General features: G+C 62.3%; 22 protein-coding genes and 2 pseudogenes. 9 read left to right on the top strand and 15 right to left on the bottom strand.

Annotated elements, in window-relative coordinates; translation table 11 throughout:
* Positions 1-9 precede the first annotated feature (9 nt).
* The 6 genes from AC2FNJ_RS13825 to AC2FNJ_RS13800 all read right to left on the bottom strand — a co-directional run bounded on the left by AC2FNJ_RS13825 (position 10) and on the right by AC2FNJ_RS13800 (position 5,461).
* A complete protein-coding gene (locus tag AC2FNJ_RS13825; protein ID WP_496765010.1) occupies positions 10-390 on the bottom strand; it encodes a hypothetical protein in 381 nt (126 codons plus the stop codon).
* Positions 390-1,715 carry a recombinase family protein gene (locus AC2FNJ_RS13820; RefSeq protein WP_496765009.1) on the bottom strand — a complete coding sequence of 442 codons (1,326 nt, stop codon included), beginning with the start codon at positions 1,713-1,715 and terminating at the stop codon, positions 390-392. Before AC2FNJ_RS13820 ends, AC2FNJ_RS13825 begins: the two co-directional genes overlap by 1 nt.
* Positions 1,712-2,209: a DUF2924 domain-containing protein gene (locus tag AC2FNJ_RS13815; protein ID WP_496765007.1), complete on the bottom strand. Its 498-nt coding sequence runs from the start codon at positions 2,207-2,209 to the stop codon at positions 1,712-1,714. The genes AC2FNJ_RS13820 and AC2FNJ_RS13815 overlap by 4 nt, the downstream gene beginning before the upstream one ends.
* Complete coding sequence (locus AC2FNJ_RS13810; RefSeq protein WP_496765005.1) at positions 2,206-2,424, bottom strand: hypothetical protein; 219 nt, start codon at positions 2,422-2,424, stop codon at positions 2,206-2,208. The genes AC2FNJ_RS13815 and AC2FNJ_RS13810 overlap by 4 nt, the downstream gene beginning before the upstream one ends.
* A 221-nt stretch (positions 2,425-2,645) precedes the next feature.
* The gene (locus AC2FNJ_RS13805) at positions 2,646-4,934 is read right to left on the bottom strand and encodes an NACHT domain-containing protein (protein ID WP_496765004.1); all 2,289 of its coding nucleotides are present in this window, start codon (positions 4,932-4,934) and stop codon (positions 2,646-2,648) included.
* 158 nt (positions 4,935-5,092) lie between these two features.
* Positions 5,093-5,461 (bottom strand): S24 family peptidase, encoded by a 369-nt coding sequence (locus AC2FNJ_RS13800; RefSeq protein WP_496765003.1) that lies wholly within the window; start codon positions 5,459-5,461, stop codon positions 5,093-5,095.
* Between the two features lie 33 nt (positions 5,462-5,494).
* Here AC2FNJ_RS13800 and AC2FNJ_RS13795 point away from each other — a divergent pair, with 33 nt between their 5' ends.
* Together AC2FNJ_RS13795 and AC2FNJ_RS13790 are read left to right on the top strand one after the other, a co-directional pair.
* Positions 5,495-5,662: a hypothetical protein gene (locus AC2FNJ_RS13795; protein WP_496765070.1), complete on the top strand. Its 168-nt coding sequence runs from the start codon at positions 5,495-5,497 to the stop codon at positions 5,660-5,662.
* Positions 5,638-5,742 carry a DUF7220 family protein gene (locus AC2FNJ_RS13790; RefSeq protein ID WP_496765002.1) on the top strand — a complete coding sequence of 35 codons (105 nt, stop codon included), beginning with the start codon at positions 5,638-5,640 and terminating at the stop codon, positions 5,740-5,742. Before AC2FNJ_RS13795 ends, AC2FNJ_RS13790 begins: the two co-directional genes overlap by 25 nt.
* Here the strand turns inward: AC2FNJ_RS13790 and AC2FNJ_RS13785 are convergent.
* Positions 5,720-6,004 (bottom strand): hypothetical protein, encoded by a 285-nt coding sequence (locus tag AC2FNJ_RS13785; RefSeq protein WP_496765000.1) that lies wholly within the window; start codon positions 6,002-6,004, stop codon positions 5,720-5,722. The genes AC2FNJ_RS13790 and AC2FNJ_RS13785 overlap by 23 nt on opposite strands.
* Before the next feature lie 74 nt (positions 6,005-6,078).
* On the opposite strand from AC2FNJ_RS13785, the gene AC2FNJ_RS13780 reads away from it, so the two are divergent.
* On the top strand, positions 6,079-7,005 hold the full coding sequence (locus AC2FNJ_RS13780; RefSeq protein WP_496764998.1) for a major capsid protein: 927 nt from the start codon (positions 6,079-6,081) through the stop codon (positions 7,003-7,005).
* Positions 7,006-7,015: 10 nt separating this feature from the next.
* Here AC2FNJ_RS13780 and AC2FNJ_RS13775 read toward each other — a convergent pair whose 3' ends face one another.
* The gene (locus AC2FNJ_RS13775; protein WP_496764996.1) at positions 7,016-7,792 is read right to left on the bottom strand and encodes an RES family NAD+ phosphorylase; all 777 of its coding nucleotides are present in this window, start codon (positions 7,790-7,792) and stop codon (positions 7,016-7,018) included.
* On the bottom strand, positions 7,752-8,132 hold the full coding sequence (locus AC2FNJ_RS13770; protein ID WP_496764995.1) for an MbcA/ParS/Xre antitoxin family protein: 381 nt from the start codon (positions 8,130-8,132) through the stop codon (positions 7,752-7,754). The genes AC2FNJ_RS13775 and AC2FNJ_RS13770 overlap by 41 nt, the downstream gene beginning before the upstream one ends.
* A 58-nt stretch (positions 8,133-8,190) precedes the next feature.
* Here AC2FNJ_RS13770 and AC2FNJ_RS13765 point away from each other — a divergent pair, with 58 nt between their 5' ends.
* Both AC2FNJ_RS13765 and AC2FNJ_RS13760 read left to right on the top strand, forming a co-directional pair.
* Positions 8,191-8,505, top strand: a complete 315-nt coding sequence (locus tag AC2FNJ_RS13765; protein ID WP_496764994.1) for a head-tail joining protein — start codon at positions 8,191-8,193, stop codon at positions 8,503-8,505.
* Positions 8,502-9,140 (top strand): DUF6441 family protein, encoded by a 639-nt coding sequence (locus tag AC2FNJ_RS13760; protein ID WP_496764993.1) that lies wholly within the window; start codon positions 8,502-8,504, stop codon positions 9,138-9,140. The genes AC2FNJ_RS13765 and AC2FNJ_RS13760 overlap by 4 nt, the downstream gene beginning before the upstream one ends.
* Before the next feature lie 20 nt (positions 9,141-9,160).
* On the opposite strand, the gene AC2FNJ_RS13755 is transcribed toward AC2FNJ_RS13760, so the two are convergent.
* The gene (locus AC2FNJ_RS13755; protein WP_496764992.1) at positions 9,161-10,042 is read right to left on the bottom strand and encodes a hypothetical protein; all 882 of its coding nucleotides are present in this window, start codon (positions 10,040-10,042) and stop codon (positions 9,161-9,163) included.
* A 115-nt stretch (positions 10,043-10,157) separates the two neighbouring features.
* On the opposite strand from AC2FNJ_RS13755, the gene AC2FNJ_RS13750 reads away from it, so the two are divergent.
* From AC2FNJ_RS13750 to AC2FNJ_RS13740, 3 genes are read left to right on the top strand one after another with little or no spacing between them, the layout of a single operon-like run.
* Positions 10,158-10,577: an acyl-CoA transferase gene (locus AC2FNJ_RS13750; protein WP_496764991.1), complete on the top strand. Its 420-nt coding sequence runs from the start codon at positions 10,158-10,160 to the stop codon at positions 10,575-10,577.
* Positions 10,578-10,601: 24 nt separating this feature from the next.
* Positions 10,602-11,540, top strand: a complete 939-nt coding sequence (locus tag AC2FNJ_RS13745) for a phage tail tube protein (RefSeq protein ID WP_496764989.1) — start codon at positions 10,602-10,604, stop codon at positions 11,538-11,540.
* A 1-nt stretch (position 11,541) separates the two neighbouring features.
* Positions 11,542-11,775, top strand: a complete 234-nt coding sequence (locus tag AC2FNJ_RS13740; protein WP_496764987.1) for a DUF7697 family protein — start codon at positions 11,542-11,544, stop codon at positions 11,773-11,775.
* Here the strand turns inward: AC2FNJ_RS13740 and AC2FNJ_RS13735 are convergent.
* Positions 11,765-12,145, bottom strand: coding sequence for a type II toxin-antitoxin system VapC family toxin (locus AC2FNJ_RS13735; protein ID WP_496764985.1), 381 nt, complete (start codon positions 12,143-12,145; stop codon positions 11,765-11,767). The genes AC2FNJ_RS13740 and AC2FNJ_RS13735 overlap by 11 nt on opposite strands.
* A complete protein-coding gene (locus AC2FNJ_RS13730; RefSeq protein WP_496764984.1) occupies positions 12,145-12,357 on the bottom strand; it encodes an AbrB/MazE/SpoVT family DNA-binding domain-containing protein in 213 nt (70 codons plus the stop codon). The genes AC2FNJ_RS13735 and AC2FNJ_RS13730 overlap by 1 nt, the downstream gene beginning before the upstream one ends.
* Positions 12,358-12,427: 70 nt before the next feature.
* Between AC2FNJ_RS13730 and AC2FNJ_RS13725 the strand changes: the two are divergent.
* A pseudogene (locus AC2FNJ_RS13725) lies at positions 12,428-13,480 on the top strand (phage tail tape measure protein); the annotation flags it as partial.
* A 53-nt stretch (positions 13,481-13,533) separates the two neighbouring features.
* Here the strand turns inward: AC2FNJ_RS13725 and AC2FNJ_RS13720 are convergent.
* From AC2FNJ_RS13720 to AC2FNJ_RS13710, 3 genes and pseudogenes are all read right to left on the bottom strand, one after another.
* Positions 13,534-13,995 (bottom strand): annotated as a pseudogene (locus tag AC2FNJ_RS13720) (DUF4007 family protein); the annotation flags it as partial.
* Positions 13,992-15,125, bottom strand: coding sequence for a cysteine desulfurase family protein (locus AC2FNJ_RS13715; RefSeq protein ID WP_496764983.1), 1,134 nt, complete (start codon positions 15,123-15,125; stop codon positions 13,992-13,994). The pseudogene AC2FNJ_RS13720 and the gene AC2FNJ_RS13715, both read right to left, overlap by 4 nt.
* Before the next feature lie 16 nt (positions 15,126-15,141).
* Positions 15,142-15,846 (bottom strand): BrxR family transcriptional regulator, encoded by a 705-nt coding sequence (locus AC2FNJ_RS13710; protein ID WP_496765067.1) that lies wholly within the window; start codon positions 15,844-15,846, stop codon positions 15,142-15,144.
* Positions 15,847-15,960: the final 114 nt, after the last annotated feature.

Below are 15,960 nucleotides of genomic sequence, written 5' to 3'. Positions count from 1 at the left end.
GGGTGACTTTCAGCCGAACACCCTTTCCACCTGTTCCTCCCACGGCAGCGAGGCGATCAGGCACAGATCGTAGATGGTGATCGCGCAGGGTTCGCGGTGGATGACGAGGCGTTCCAGCACCTCGGGCGCCAGCCAGGCGAGGCGTGTGAGGCGGCTGAGGTAGCGGTCGGAGAGGCCCTCGTCGGCGGCGAGATCGGCGAGCGTGGCGACCTCGCCATTCTCCAGCATTTTCCGCCAGCCCCAGGCCCGTCCGATGGCGCGCAGGAGGCGGGGATCCTGACCCGAGGGCGATGCGGCCTCCACGTCCTTGGGCGGCAGGATGCGCGGGCGCCCGCCGCGCTTGCGCAAGGTGAGCGGCACGTGGACGCGGATCGTGTTGGTGCCGGGCATCAGGCGGCGTCCTCCCGCGCGGGCGTCATCAGGCTCGCCAGTGCGCCGAGTCCATCATGGCGCAGATCAATGTCGAGCCCATCCTCGCCCACCGTCACACGCGCCACGAGCAGCTGGACGACGCGGGCCTGTTCGGCCGGGATCAGCGCCTTCCACAGATCGTCGAACTGAGTGAGCGCCGCGGTCACGGTGCCCTCGTCGAGATCGGGCCGCTCCTTCTTCAGGGCGCGCGCCGTGTGCGCGATGATTTCCGGCGTGCGCAGCAGTCGCCGGATTTCTCCGATGACCGCTTCCTCGACCATGGCGGCGGGGAGCCGTTGGGGCCCGCGCAGCTCGGCTGTCGGCCGTTTCTGGATCACGTCCATCGAGACGTAGTAGCAGTACCGCCGGTTGCCCTTCTTCGTGTGGTGCGGGGTCATCGCAGCGCCGGTCTCGGTGAAGATCAGCCCGCGCAGTAGCGCCGGTTCGGTGCTCCGGGTGCGTCCGGCCCGCTGGTTGCGGTTGCCGGCCAGCACGGCATGGGCGGCGTCCCAAAGCTCGTCATCGACGATGGAATCGTGCACGCCGGGATAGGTCTTGTCCTTGTGGGTGATTTCGCCGCGGTAGATGCGGTTGTGCAGCAGCTTGTAGAGCGCCCCGCGGTCGATGGGCCGACCGCGCTTGGATCGGATGCCGCGGGCGCTCAGTTCCCGGATCACGGCGGCGGTGGAATCCGATCGCGCGAAGAGCTCGAACATGGTGCAGACCTGCGCGGCCTCGGCCTCGTTCACGATTAGCTTGCGGTCGACCACGTCGTAGCCGAGCGGGACGTAGCCGCCCATCCACATGCCTTTCTTCTTCGAGGCCGCAACCTTGTCGCGGATCCGTTCGCCGATCACTTCGCGCTCGAACTGGGCGAAGCTCAGCAGGATGTTCAGCGTGAGCCGGCCCATGGAGGTCGTGGTGTTGAAGGACTGCGTGACCGAGACGAAGGTCACGCCGTGGCGGTCGAAGATCTCGACGAGCTTCGAGAAATCCATCAGCGCCCGGCTGAGACGGTCGATCTTGTAGACCACGACCACGTCGACCAGCCCGTCCTCGACATCCGCGATCAGCTGCTTGAGCGCGGGGCGGTCCAGCGTCCCGCCGGAGACTCCGCCGTCGTCGTAGCGCTCGCGCAGGCAGGCCCAGCCCTCGGCGCGCTGACTGGCGATGTAGGCCTCGCAGGCCTCTCGCTGCGCGTCGAGGCTGTTGAATTCCATGTCGAGCCCTTCCTCGCTCGACTTGCGGGTGTAGATGGCACAGCGCAGGCGGCGCGTGGGTTCGGTCTGGCTTTTTCGGGTCATCGGGCGCCTCCGGTCTGGTCGAGCCCGAAGAAGCGCCAGCCATTCCAGTGCGCCCCGGTGATCGCCCGGACGGCGGCCGACACAGACTTGAAGCGCCTGCCCTGCCATTCGAAGCCATCCGCCAGAACGGTGACCATGTGCTCCTCGCCACCCCATTCGCGGACCAGCTTCGTGCCGGTCGCGGGCTTGCGCGGGTCCGCCACTAGGCCGCAGAGCTTGCCGTTCATGACCTCGTCGGCCAGCGCATCGAGCGTGCGGCGCGTCTCGCGGCGCAGCCCGCCATGGGCCAGTTCCTGGATGCGGTAGCCCAGCCGAAGCTCGAGGTTGCCGCGGCTGGCGTTCGGCGCGCGCTCCCCGAAGATGGCCTGCCACTTCTCCTGCAGTTCGGGCACCGTCATCGCCCTCAGCGCCGCCAGTTCGGTCAGGACGTCGATCCCCGTCGCCTGAAGCGCGGGCGAGGCCTTCGCGCCTGATTTTCTTGCGTTTTTCCTCATGCATCATCTCCAACTCGGTTACGAACCTGTCTTCGACGACGGCGTCTCAGGGCGAGGATGTCCAGCGAACTGTCTCCGTCGAGCGGAGGTTTTTCGATCGTTTCCCTTGGGTTGGTGCGCGCGATGGCGCCGGCGAGGATGTCGGCCAGTTCCGCCAGCCGCTCATCGGTGTTGAGCGTGTCGGCGGGCGGCGCGAAGGTGATGTCGTTGGGCATGGGGAGCGAACCTCCTGAGGCGGCTTGCTCCGTGTTCGCCTCTGAAGATCACCATTCTCAAGGATAATCATGTAGTTGTCGCAACGCGTCGTAGCCGAGAGAAGAAGATCGGGTTTGGCTCCGCTACGGCAAACAGAATAGGAGTGACAGACTAGTCCAGCACAGATGCTCTCGTCTGTCTTTCAACCTTGACGGTCTTGTAGGGCGATCAAGTCACTTCGCTACGCCAGGTCAAAGCAATCCTTTACAATAGCCGAATTCGCCGTGTTTGGCGACTGAATAATCTTAAGAGCCTCCCCGCGCTTTGCCTTCGTGCCCGAATAGGTAATTTTGCCCTTTCTGCCAGTGGGAACTATGAACCCATGGCGCAGCAACTGATCAATCACTTTCGGAACAATGAGTTTAGACCGTTGGTCAAGCCCGCGGTACAAAGCGCTTTCAAGTCGAGAAGACCCGTGCTGTGTAAATAGCTTACGCAAGGTAACGACAAGTACCCTGACACCAAGAGGCAGACTAGTATCCAGAACCTCACTGTTCACGCTATATTTGTCGGTAAGCTCACTGATTTCGCATTGGATAAACTGATCAGGGTTCAAGTCGTCGATTGACACTCGCCCTTCAAGTGTCCCAATAAGACACTCCGAAAAAATTATACTTTCATTTGTTTCCTCCGGCCTCGGAAGTGTCACTCGGTTTACAATGCACCCCGAGAAGTCAATTTTCACGCCATCAAACTCTGAGCTCGAGAGGTCAATCTCTTCAATTTCAATTCCCTCAAAAGTGAGGAACTCTGAGTGCTCGCAAATGTTTCGCGAAGCTCGAAAGATATCAAAGGCCAACTGCGCTTGTTCTTGTGACAATGCGCGCTGCATCGCTGCAGATAGAACGCCGCATTGAATGTTCCTACGTGTGAAGACCGTTGCAAGCGCTTCAATTCCGACCTCATTCATTGGAGCCTGGATCGATTCAAATCCGTAAGTCGAGGAATAATCGAAGTATGGATCCTCAACGAAGCGGAGGACGGGAAGAGCGCAGCACGCATTCATAAAGTCCTTGTCTATGAATGAGCGATTAAGTGCATTGTCCTGCGCCGCACCAAGCCCAGGAAGCCGGAGTAGAAGATTTCTTTCATCTTCCATTATCGACGTGCCGTTGATGTTGAAAAATATGCTCTCCATTTGTTGAGGCGAGAAACTAGCCATGCTGTCAGGTACATGGCGGGCTTGAATCCCAAGGGCACCAAAGAACTGAATTAGCGCCTCTTTGTCGATACCTTCCGACTGCTCGCTTTCCCTGGCAGAGATCATGTCAAGAAGCGAAAGCCATGCAGACCCCTTCGGAAAGTCTCCCGCAACCTCCGCCTGCATAACTGAACGAAGCAGCCCCATTGTGGCTAGGTATGTGAGCAACAACGGCCGGGTTGGGATCCATTCAGGAAGGGTTTCGTTGAAGTCTTTCTTTCTGAGGAATTCTATCGCCTGATTGGTGTCAAACGGATGAATCTGCAGTATCGAAAACATTGGATCAGGCGCGCCAAGCGCCTCCCGCATTTCCTTTGTGGAGTCAAAGTAAGCGTCTCTTCCAGTTACAACAATGCCACATCCTTTCGGCGTCTCTTTAATGAGCTTTCGAACGACGGAATGCGAGCTTCGTCGATACTCCTTCAGCCTCTTTATGTCTCCGGTCCATCCTCGTGTTGAAAGCTCGTCAAAGCCGTCAATTAGAAGATCTACATATCCAGCATTCCAGGCGGCGACTAGATTTTGGGGATTGGCTGCATTTGCTCTGGCATGCCTTTCGAGAAGCTCAATCGGATCCGATTGACCAAGGTGCTCGCGGAGATTGATGGCTACAGGCGTTCTGAAGTGCTTCTTGGTTCGAACGGCGCGAACTAGTCGATGAAAAAGATGTCGGAGCACCATACTCTTGCCCACGCCGTACTCTGCTACCAGGATTAGGCGATCTCCATTTTGCACCCTTTCAGCCAGGCTCTCGAAGGTGCGGTATTCGCCCGAATCAATGTGCGTTAACGTTGGCTCCACAAAGTCTGATAGGGGAATTTCGAAACTATTATCGACATGATCATATACACTCCCGAAGCGCTTTTTCTCACGATTGTTTATGTAAGATAGCGCGTCAAATAATTGTGAGCGCAATTCATCAAAGCTAATAATCTTTGTGGTGCGATCATACCTTTTGGAGGTAATGACGGCTTTCTGGTCTGCAGTGGGCTCGTGCAGGGTCACAAGAAAGCCTTGGGCCATGTTTCCCTGCTGGCGCAGCTTTGTAACTAGCTCGTGAGTTTTCTTTGCATCTTGTTCTGCTTTGGCTTTCGTCTTAAGTGTGGTGGCTTCAACGACTGTATAAAAGCTCCCATTGAAGAAAACGCCGTCGCGCTCCCGGCCGTCAACTATTTGGCTGCCCTGTCCGAGATTATTGGAATATAGATTGCGCGCGATATTGCGCACCTCATCCTCAAATTGAAGGCCGGTGTGTGTTAATTCGCTCATCACGTTCTCGCAGGTCTGTCGGGCAGGAGCTTAGCGCCCGCGCGGTTGCGCAACAACGATGAATTCTTACTGTATGTGGACCCTCGAGTTAGGGCGATCGGTACAGCTTCGCGCCGGCTTGTGAGCTGATCTGCGCGTCAGAGTAATACGCCGGAGCGTCAAATCTCCCGCGCGAACCAACGGATGCGGCCGACGATGTGGATCTCTTCGGCCGTTCGCTCGTAGGGGCTGTAGAAGCCGTTGTCCGAGATGACGCGCACGGCCGGCGGGTCGCTGTTGGGGATGTGCTCGAGCCGCTTGGCGACCAGCCCCATCCCGTCGTCCAGCACGAAGATCCCCGGCGGGTTCGGCGCGCGGCGCGCCATGTCGACCAGCACGGTGTCGCCGTCGAGCAGCGTGGGCGCCATGCTATCGCCCTCGACATGCATGATCCGCAGCTGAGAGGGGCTGGCCTTCAGGCTGTGCCGGATCCAGGACCGGCGGAAGTGGTAGGCGCGGCCGGCGGGATCGTCGTGCTCCTCGACCACCGCGCCGCCGCCCATCGACGGGCGGGGGCTCGCATGCGCGATCGAGACGAAAGCCTCGTCCGGGTTCTCGATGAAGGGCGGCGTTCCCTCGACGTCACCGATCCCGTGGATCAGCCACTCGCGGTCGACCTTGAGAACGCGCGCGACCTCTGCCAGCCGGTCGATGCCGGGGCGGGATGGGGGCGGTGTTCACGGTGGTGAGCATCGCGCGGTCCTTCGCCCTGCGGCGGCTGTTCGAAGCCTTTCGAGCCAACGAAATCACTTCGAGAGTTCAGCGATAATCGGATCGAGATCAGGTTGCGGAATCGTGACGAGGCCCATTTGGTTGAAAAGATCCGCACCCATTCCTTGTACGGTCATGCTACCCGGCTTGATGTCGGTCGGACCAAAGGCCACGTTGCCCCCAAAGTTCACAAGAGCACGGTGATAGAGATCGAGACACTCGTAGAGAAGTTCGTATAGCGATTTATCGAAGCGCTGTTGACCCCGATAATCGCCTGCTCTTAGCTGATAATTCTCTCGTAGCGCCGCGATCTTGAGCAAACACAGTTGGCGATAGGTAAGCGCTTCTGCGGTTCTGACAATCTGATGGGCAAGACCGGGGCTACAAGCCCGCGTTGCTCTCGGGCTCGGCCCTCTTCAGCCCCCGAGGCGTGCGCTCCCGCACCGTCGTGATCGAGAGCCGCGACGGCACGCTCTCGTTGATCCCGTTTTCCGAGCGCGGTTCGGCCTACGAACAGCAGGTACCCGACCGGCGCGAGATGCGCGCCTTCGTCTGCCGTCAGTTCAAGAAGCAGGACGTGCTCTGGGCCTCGGAGATCCAGTCCGTCCGCGACTTCGGCTCGGAAAGTGCTACCCAGCAGGTACAGACCGAGGTGGCGTACCGTCTGCGCAAGCTCCGCCAGGACGCCGAGACCACCTTCGAGTACCACCTCCTGAACGGCATCCAGGGGCTGGTGAAGGATCCGAAGGACCACGCGACGGTCGTGAACTACTTCACCGAGTTCGGCATCACGCCGGCGGCCGAGATCGATTTCGACCTCGACAACGCGAGCCCGGCCTCCGGGGCGCTGCGCAAGCGCTGCCAGGCGCTGATCGAGAGCGTCGAGGACTCGATGGGGGGGCTCTCGGCCGGCGCCGTGCAGGTGCGCGCGGAATGCGGCTCGGCCTTCTTCGCCGATCTCGTGGCGCACAAGGAGGTACGGGAGACCTACCTCAACACCGCTGCGGCGGCCGATCTGCGGGGGCGCGTCGCCGACGAGGTCAGCTTCGGCGGGATCACCTTCCGCCGTTACCGGGGCGGGGTGGGCTTCACGGTGCCGACCGACAAGGCGTTCTTCTATCCCGAAGGCATCGAGGGGCTCTTCGAGATCTACTATGCTCCCGCCGACACCTTCGAGACGGTGAACACGCTCGGCCAGCCGCTCTATGCCCGCACGATCCCCGACCGCGATCGCGACGAGTGGGTGCGGCTCGAGATCGAGAGCAACCCGCTTCCGATCTGCACCCGGCCGCAGGTGCTGCGCTCGGCAAGGCGGACGTGAGGGTGAGGCCTCAGCGCGGCTGAGGCCTGTCCCAAACCATCCCCTCGAGCCTTGGGTCCGGGGCAAAGGCGTCTCGCCCGAAGTCGAGGCCAAGTCGCGGATGCTCACGCAAGGCCTGGGCGCCGGTCTGTCCGATACGGATCCGCCAGGTCTGGCGCTCGACCGGGTGGGCGTCCGCGAAGGCGCGGCAGGACAGGACGGCGAGGTTCGAGCGCCGATCTGCGTCCCTGACGGACATGTAGCTGATCACCTCGGTTCCGATGACGCGGGCCGTATCTGCCAGGTCTTGGCAGGGGCCGTACTCCGTCAGATGGGCCCAACGGGGCTCGTCCAGGGCAAGCGGGCCGTTCATCAGATCGATCGCAACCGGCGTCGATATCGATGCGGCGAAGGCGGTGTATTCCGCGGCATCGTCAGGGAACGGCGTGTCCGGGCTCTCGGCGTAGAAAAGGAAGCGGTAGAACACCATCTCCGCGGCGGCCGTCTCCGGATGCTCGGCTCCATACCAGACACCTGGTGTCAGCCCTGCCCGGCGAAAGCGCGAGCCGTGGGGGTAGGGTCGATACCGGAATGAGGTCGAGAGCAGATAGTCGAGATGACGACACTCTTCGGGCACCGGAGGTTTGGTCTCCTCGAGGATGTCCTCAAGGATCGCCTGCTCCGCGGTGCTGTCCACAAGCTTCATGGTCGAGACCATGTGCTGGGCTTCGACGAGGCGCCATGCCGAGGCCGCGTAAGGGCGTGCCTCAGATCGGAGCGCGTCGGCCGTCCAGGTAGGTGGTGACATCGACGAGTCCTTGAACCGTGACCATCCGCTCGATCGGGCGGGCTGAGAGCGCGGTGTTCGGCGCCTTGATCCAGGTCCGCGCGACAGAGTCATCGCCGCCGGTGATGGCGTCGAGCGATCGGAAGGCGCGAACGAAGAGGGCCGCCATTTGAAACGGCTTCGAGCCTGCTTCGAGGGCGGCTTCGTTGCGCTTCCACCGCGAAATGGTCGCCTCCGATACGCCGACGATGTCCGCAAGCTGACGGCCTGAGATCCCGAGGCGTTCGGCTGCGCGAAGGGCGGCCTTGGTGAGCACGGTGCCGCGATCCGGCGCCGGCGCGAGATGGCGGGGTTGGGTCATGGTGTCCTCCTGTCATGTGGAAAGATAGACACCATTCCTTGCACAGGGAAGAGTGAACATGCCGCAGGCTTTGGAATTGGCGCTCGACGCGCTCTTTGCGGACGAGAACCTCGCGCGGGACGTCGTCTACACCGCCGATGGCGGAGCGTCTGCGCTGCTCCGCGCCATCCTGCGCCGGCCGGACGACGTCACCAACTTCGGGGAGGCGCGCATCTGGTCGGAGACCACCCGGCTGGATCTGCGCCTCACCGAGGTGGCGAGCCCGCGTCCCGGTGACCGGATCGAAATCGACGGCGAGGCCTTCCTCATCCAGGGCGAGCCCGTCCGCGACCGTGAACGGCTCGTCTGGACCGTGGATCTGAGGCCCGCGTGAAACTGAAGCTCGACATTACGCCGAACCTCGTCGCCGCCATGGCCGCTGAGGTGAAGGCGGGCGAGAAGGCCGTCACCGCGGCAATGCGCGAGGCGGGGACCGGGCTCAAGACCGCCTGGCGCGGCCAGATCACCGGCGCGGGGCTCGGCCGACGACTCGCCAACTCGATCCGAAGCCAGCTCTACCCGAAGGCTGGCGAGAGCCTGAACGCCGCAGCGCTCGTCTGGTCCAAGGCCCCGGTCATTGTCGGCGCCCACGACACCGGCCCGCTGATCCGGTCGAAAGACGGCTTCTGGCTCGCGATCCCGACCGAGGCTGCAGGCCGTGGCCTGCGCGGTGGCAATATAACACCCGGCGAATGGGAGCGTCGCCGTGGGCTCCGCCTGCGCTTCGTTTATCGCCGACGGGGCCCGAGCCTGCTGGTGGCGGAAGGGCGGTTGAACAGCCGCGGGCTCGGCGTCGCGTCACGGTCGAAGACCGGCCGAGGGCGCACGACGGTGCCGATCTTCCTGCTCGTCTCGCAGGTCAAGCTGCCGAAGCGGCTGGATCTCGGCCGGGACGCCGAGCGGGCGCTCGACAACGTGCCGGGGCTGATTGTGGCGAACTGGGTGGAGGGCCGATCTGTAATCAGGTGAACGGATTCTGCGAGCTCTTTCTAGATCTCCATGAACTGCCCAAATGGTGCAGGAAGGAGCAGCCCTGCTTCAGTTTTATCGCCCGATTGATTGAATTTATGGACGTGTACTCCATCCGGCATCGTCTCATAATCTGGAAGAATCCACAAAGAAGGCCTTCCTTTGTTTGCACGACCAAAACTGAGCAGCCGCCCAAGTGCCGTCGTACGATTTCGATGTTCCATTTTCGCATGGTACGCAAGACTTTGCATTAGATCGATTTTCGACTCCGCCCTAACCAGAAAGAGGATGATTTGAGCTTGCGCGTAGGCGTCATTGCTCTGAACGTGAAGGTTCATCAGAACCCGAATGGCTCGCTCTCCAATGTCATGCTCCTCAGGGTCGATGGAGAAAACTTCACCGATAAGTTCACAGTTGAATGCCTTGATCGTTCCCATATCGTGAGTGATCTGGATCTCGCCATGGTCTTCAACAATCCGCCTATCCGTATCAATTCCTTTGATTTCCCCGAGTTCGGTTATCTTCTCTGCGGCGAGATTGCTTGAAGTCACGAGACGAAGGGTGACTTCATTGGAAGGTTTGTCTCCGTTGTTGCAAACGGTGATTGGAAGAAAAAAGATGTGCTTACCAGTGTTCTGGGAGATGTTGATCGCCACGCATGGTGGAGGGTGCATCACCACGGGATAGACTGATCCCATCCGGGCGGTTCCCGGAGGCCCAAGGGTCTTCGAAAATGCTGGCCCTCGATTTCCAATTGGCAGAAGCTGGGGTATCGAAACTGTCAGCAGTAGGCGTTCACGTCGAAATGCGCCCTGCCGCTTTGCAATGCTTATTGCAACTCGAATTCCAATTGCTGTGAGCATCAGAGTGAGGACTGCGATTATTATCGTAAATGCTTCCATCGGCAGTTCCACATCTCTACTTGGCCTATGCCAGTTTCAGTTGTGTCCACGAGAAAGTCCATCGGGCATCCGATGTTCGATCCAAGCTTTCCATAGCAGAGGTGCCTTGATCGTGATGCCCACCCCCCGGGAGACCATCCTCACCGCGCTGCACGCGCGGCTCTCGGCGATGCCCGCAACCGCGCTCCGCGGTGAGGTGCTGCCCGAGCGCGTTCCGGCCGAGGGACTGCTGATCCTGCGCGATGGCGAGCCGGGGGAGCCCGAGGTCACGCTCTCGCCGCTGGCCTACCACTACCAGCACCGCGCCGAGATCGAGGCGGTCGTGCAGGGCACCGACCGTGACGCCGCCTTCGACACGCTCTGCGCCAGCATCGGCTCGTCGCTCACCGCCGACCGCACGCTGGGCGGGCTGTGCGACTGGATCGAGGCGGAAGCGCCACGGCCGGTCGATCTGCCGGTCGAGGGCGCGGCCAGCCTGAAGGCGGCGGTGATCCCGGTGGTGCTGCACTATTCCACGGCCGACCAACTGGCCTGACCCCGACAACCCTAGGAGAACACCATGGCACGAGCCCAGGGGGCGCGGGCGCTGATGGCGCTTGCGTTCGAGACGACCTATGGAACGCCGCCCGTCAGCGGCTTCACCCGCATGCCCTTCGCCAGCACCTCGCTAGGGGCGGAGCAGCCGCTGTTGAACTCGGAGCTGTTGGGCTACGGCCGCGATCCGCTGGCGCCGATCAAGGACGCGGTGACGGCGGATGGCGATGTCGTCGTGCCGCTCGACGCCGAGGCCTTCGGCTTCTGGCTGAAGGCGGCCTTCGGTGCGCCGACCACCACGGGCACCGGCCCATGGACGCACGAGTTCCAGTCAGGCGCCTGGACGCTGCCCTCGATGTCGATCGAGACCGGCATGCCGGAAGTGCCGCGCTATGCGATGTACTCGGGCTGCGTGCTCGACCAGATCACCTGGCAGATGCAGCGCTCGGGGCTCCTGACCGCGACCGCGCGTCTGGTGGCGCAGGGCGAAACGGTGGGTACGACCACCAGCGTTGGAACGCCCGCCGCACTGGAGCTGAAGCGCTTTGGCCATTTCAACGGGGCGATCACCCGCAACGGCACCGCCCTCGGCAATGTGGTCTCGGCGGAGATCACCTATGCCAACAACCTCGACCGGATCGAGACGATCCGCTCGGACGGGCGCATCGACGGCGCGGACCCGTCCATCGCCGCGCTCACGGGGCGGATCGAGGTGCGGTTCGCCGACCAGACGCTGGTGACGCAGGCCATCAACGGCGAGGCTTGCGAGATGGAATTCGCCTACGTTCTGCCGTCGGGCGAGAGCTTCACGTTCACCGTGCATGCCGTCTACCTGCCGCGCCCGCGGATCGAGATTTCCGGGCCGCAGGGCGTGCAGGCCACCTTCGACTGGCAGGCCGCCCGCGACAGCGTCGTGGGCCGGATGTGCACTGCCACCCTTGTGAACGATGTGGAGACCTACTGAAATGCTGACGCTCGACCTGACGAATGAAGCGCGCTGGCACGACCTCGCGCCTGACGTGCGGGTGCAACTGCGTCCGCTGACCACCGCCCTGATGGTCGCGACGCGCAGTGATCGGGCGGTCGAGGCGGTGCCGCCCGCCGTCGCGGCTGAACTGCTCCCCGTCATCGAAGCGGTGATGGTGCGCAAGGTGAACGAAGAACTGGCCGCGAATTCAGGCTCTGCGGTCAGGGCGTGATCTTCTCGACAAGGGTCACACCCGGCAGACCCTCAAAGTGCTTGTCGCAGGTCAGCACCGTCGCGCCGCGTGCGCGGGCGGTGGCGAAGATGATGGCGTCGGCGGTGGCAAGCTTGTGCTCGCGGCAGGCTTCGGCCGCTGCAAGGGCAATTTCGGTGTCGAGCGGCACCACATTGCAGACCTGGGTGAAGGCAATCACCTGGTCCGCCTTGTCCTCGCCGACCTCGCGCGTCAGCCACTTGGAAAGCTCGAGCTGGACCATGGTCGGGACCAGCCACTCGGCCTGTTCCGGCAGGTGCTCGGCGACCTGGGCCCCAGTCCTGGAGTCGATCAGCCACTCGATCCAGGCCGAGGTGTCGACGAGGATCATCAGATGCGATCCGACCGATCGCGGAAGTCTTCGGGCCGGGCGCCTTTCGCGAGTCCCCTGAGGCTCTGCTTCTCCGGGATCGGGACCAGCAACACGCCCGTGCCCTTCGGGATGAACGCGAAGGTGAGCCCGGCCTCCCAATGATGAGCGGTCCGGATCGCCTTGGGGATCGAGATCTGGAACTTCGAGGACAGGGTCGCGGTCTCAGCCATGATCATACTTCCACCTTATCGATACCCAAAACGTAAGACGCCCGCGTGGCGAACGCAAGGAGCCTGAGCCATGGCGGAAAAACGGGTCAGCGTCCGCCTCGCGGCCGTGGGCGGACGGCAGGTGCGCGCCGAGCTGGAAGGCGTCGGAGAGGCCGGGTCGCGCGGCTTCGGGCGACTGAGCCGTGAGATGGAGGCGGCCAACGCCCGGCTCGCGGCCTTCTCGCGCCGGGCGCGCGTGGCGGCCGCCGCCGCTGTCGCCGCAGCCACCGCCGCGGGCGTGGCGATGATCCGCTCCGGCCTGCAGACGGTCGATGCGCAGGCCAAGCTGGCGCAGTCCCTCGGCACCACTGTCGCCTCGATCCAGACGCTGGAGCGCGCGGGCGAGCTTGCGGGCGTATCCATGTCTGGCATCGAACAGGCAACGAAGGATCTGACGCGCCGTCTCAGCCAGGCGGCCGCCGGGACCGGCCCGGCCGCCGACGCGCTCGACCGGCTTGGCCTTTCCGCCACCGACCTGATCGCGCTGCCGCTGGACCAGCGCGTCGGCGCGATCAACGCCGCCATCGAGGATTTCGTGCCCGCTGCCGAACGCGCTGCCGTCGCGGGCCAGCTTTTCGGCGAGGAAGGCTCCATCGCCATGTCGCGCATCGATACCGCGACGCTGCGCCAGGCGACGGAGGACGTCCTCGCCTTCGGTGTCGTGGTCTCCGAGCAGGACGCCGACCAGATCGAGCGGACGAACGACGCCATCTCCCGGCTCGGGCTGATCTGGCGCGGGTTGTCCAACCAGCTCGCGGTCGCCGCAGCACCAGCACTCGAAGCCGTCGCCGATGCCATGGCTGCGGTCGCGAGCCGCACGGGCCCGCTCGGCATCGCGATCCGCGGGCTCTTCGACAACATCGGCCGCCTGACCACCTACACCGCAACCTTTGCGGCCTTCCTCGCGGGGCGGTGGGTGGCTGGCATGGCCGCCGCAGCATTGTCGGTTCGCGGCCTCGCCACGGCGCTGGTCGTCCTGCGCGGCGCGCTGATCCGGACCCGCATCGGCGCGCTGATCGTCGGCGCGGGCGAGCTCGTCCACCAGTTCACCCGGCTCGTCTCCGGTGCGGGCGGGTTTGGCGACCCGAGATTATCCTCCGGGTCGTTGAGCGGCCGCGGTACCGGCACGGCGTAAGTCTGCATCACGGCCGCCACCTCGCGTTGCACTGTCTTCACGGACGGCGTCTTCCCTCGGTTCGGTGAGAGGTCGCGCGTGAGTGCTTCGGCCAACACTGTTCGATTACAGCGCTCTGGTCTTCGAGGCGAGAAGAACCAAGGCAACGACGTCTCCGCCCCACATGTCATGGCGCTGGCATGCACCAGCCACCATGTGCCCAGCCGGACCATGTACGGATCGTACTCTGCTACGACGGCACCAAAGAGCGTCAGTTCCAGTGGGCTATTTCGACTCGACCGTGTCCCGAGACCAGTCGCGTCAAGCCACCAGCCAATCGACTTGGCCATGTTGCGACCGACCCCAAGCCGGTCCGCTGTCTCGGGCGCCGAAAAGACACCTATGCCACCATCACGGAGGTGCAGGAGGCCTTTCGTCAACCATCCCGGGCGCGGATAGAAGGTTTCATGCCCACCGAGCTTCATACCAAACCACCCATCGTCTCTCGGAGAAACAAGACCTCATCCACCATCGCTTGTGCCGCAGTTTCAACTTCCGCCTCCAAAGTGTCGACAGAAACGGCTACTCGGAGGCTGGCAAAGGCGGCCTCTGGTGTCCTTCCCATCGCCAAGAGGGTGCGCGACGGCTCTGGTTGCCCAGACGAACATGCCGAGACCTGAGAGCAGAGAATACCGCGCGCCTCAAGTCGGGCGACTAGCGCCATGCCGTCCACACCCGGAACGGTCAGATTGCTCGTGTTGGGCACTCGCGGCGCATCTGCGCCATTTACGCGCACACCAGGAAGCGCCGCAGTCACTTGGGCCTCAAACTGGTTGCGTAGTTGAGCCATCCGTATGATCGCGCTGCTCAGGTTACGATGTCGGAGCTCGCATGCGACGCCAAGACCAACGATTCCGGGCACGTTTAATGTTCCGCCCCGCCAACCGCGTTCCTGCCCGCCGCCAACCGCAATTTCCACAGGTTGCACGGATTCCGGTTGTACCAAAACCCCAACTCCTTTCGGCCCGTGCAGTTTGTGGCCGGAGAAGGTGATAAAAGCTGCAATGTTAGCCTCAAAACTAACCCGCCCCACCGCTTGAGAGGCATCGACTAGACAAACTGCGCCATACTGTTCTGCCACGACCTTGATCGCAGCCAAATCCTGCAAAACGCCTGTCTCGCCATTTGCCCAAGCGAAAGCAATAAGTTTCGGTCCACTTATGCTGTTTAACGCTGTCTCGAGTGCATCCAATCGCCATCGCCCGGACTCATCCAATGGCACCGTGTGCACCAGCTGTGGCATGTGTCGAAAATAATACCCCGCCACCGCCGCGTGTTCTGCTTTCGAGGTTATTAGAGACGCACCTTGCTTGGCATAATGACGCAACACTGCTTCATTTGCTTCCGTCGCACCGGAGGTGAAGACCACTCGCTCGGCTCGCACTCCGAGCAGCCCCGCTACCTTCTCACGCGATAAAGCCACCGCCCGCGCCACGGTCTGCCCAAGACCGTGCACGCTTGACGGGTTAGCCCAATCTGTTTCGAGCGCCTGAATTACAGCAGCCACGACCTCAGGTGCCGGTCGAGTAGTGGCGTTATTGTCGAGATAAACCATTGGCGAATGCATCGTTTTAGCTATGGTTTCGCATAACTATTTCCGGATTCAAAAGCACAATCTGTTGGTCGTGGGCCCGCCGTGCTCCTGGGTCAGTATCCAGCCCAAGTCGCCTGAGCGCATAGTAGAGAAGCGCGCGCCGAACTCTGATCTTCGCCTTGCCGCCTCGCATGCCGTAGTCTAGCGCGATGACCTTGGCCTGCGTCTCGGAGAGGTCAGGGTGGGGGCCGACCTCTAGGGTGACCTCGGAATGCCAGTCGCGATCATCGCCGGGCGAGACTTCGGCTTCTCGCGAGCCACGGATTTTGAGCATTCGCGAGAGCAGGAAGTCCTTGAAGCATTCGTCAGTCAGGCAAAACGCCCGTGTGTGCCAGCGGAAGCCATCGAAGGCGATGGCGTGGGGCGCGATCCACCGCCAGCGCGGCTCCGGGTTGGACAGTGACTGGTACTTCACCTCGACCGCCTCGGACCGGCGTATGGCGCCAACGACCGAGCGGAGCGTCACCGGGTTGACGCCACGTACTGGCGTCGGGGCGGACGCGTAGGGCGGGAGATTGGCTATCCAGGAGTCCTCCCGGTCGAGGATCCCGTCAGAGAGTGAGCGTAGCTGCGCGAGGTAGCGGCTCGCATCGGGCTCGAGGAACTGCGCCTTGAAGTCCGAGCCGCGGACATAGGTCCGCGCACTCTTGTCATAGACCATGTTATCCGGTGCGAAACCGATGTAGGGAGCGCGCTACCCTGAAGTGCGACTCCTATTAGAAACCAATGGGTTATCTAATAGGAGATCATGGCATGGGAGCCGTTTACACGCAACTGAGCTTGAGCGAACGCCGTA

The sequence above is a fragment of the Ruegeria sp. BHSB196 genome (assembly GCF_059613135.1).
The sequence above is the reverse complement of the archived record's forward strand: the minus strand, read 5'-3'. Positions and strand labels throughout refer to the sequence as shown.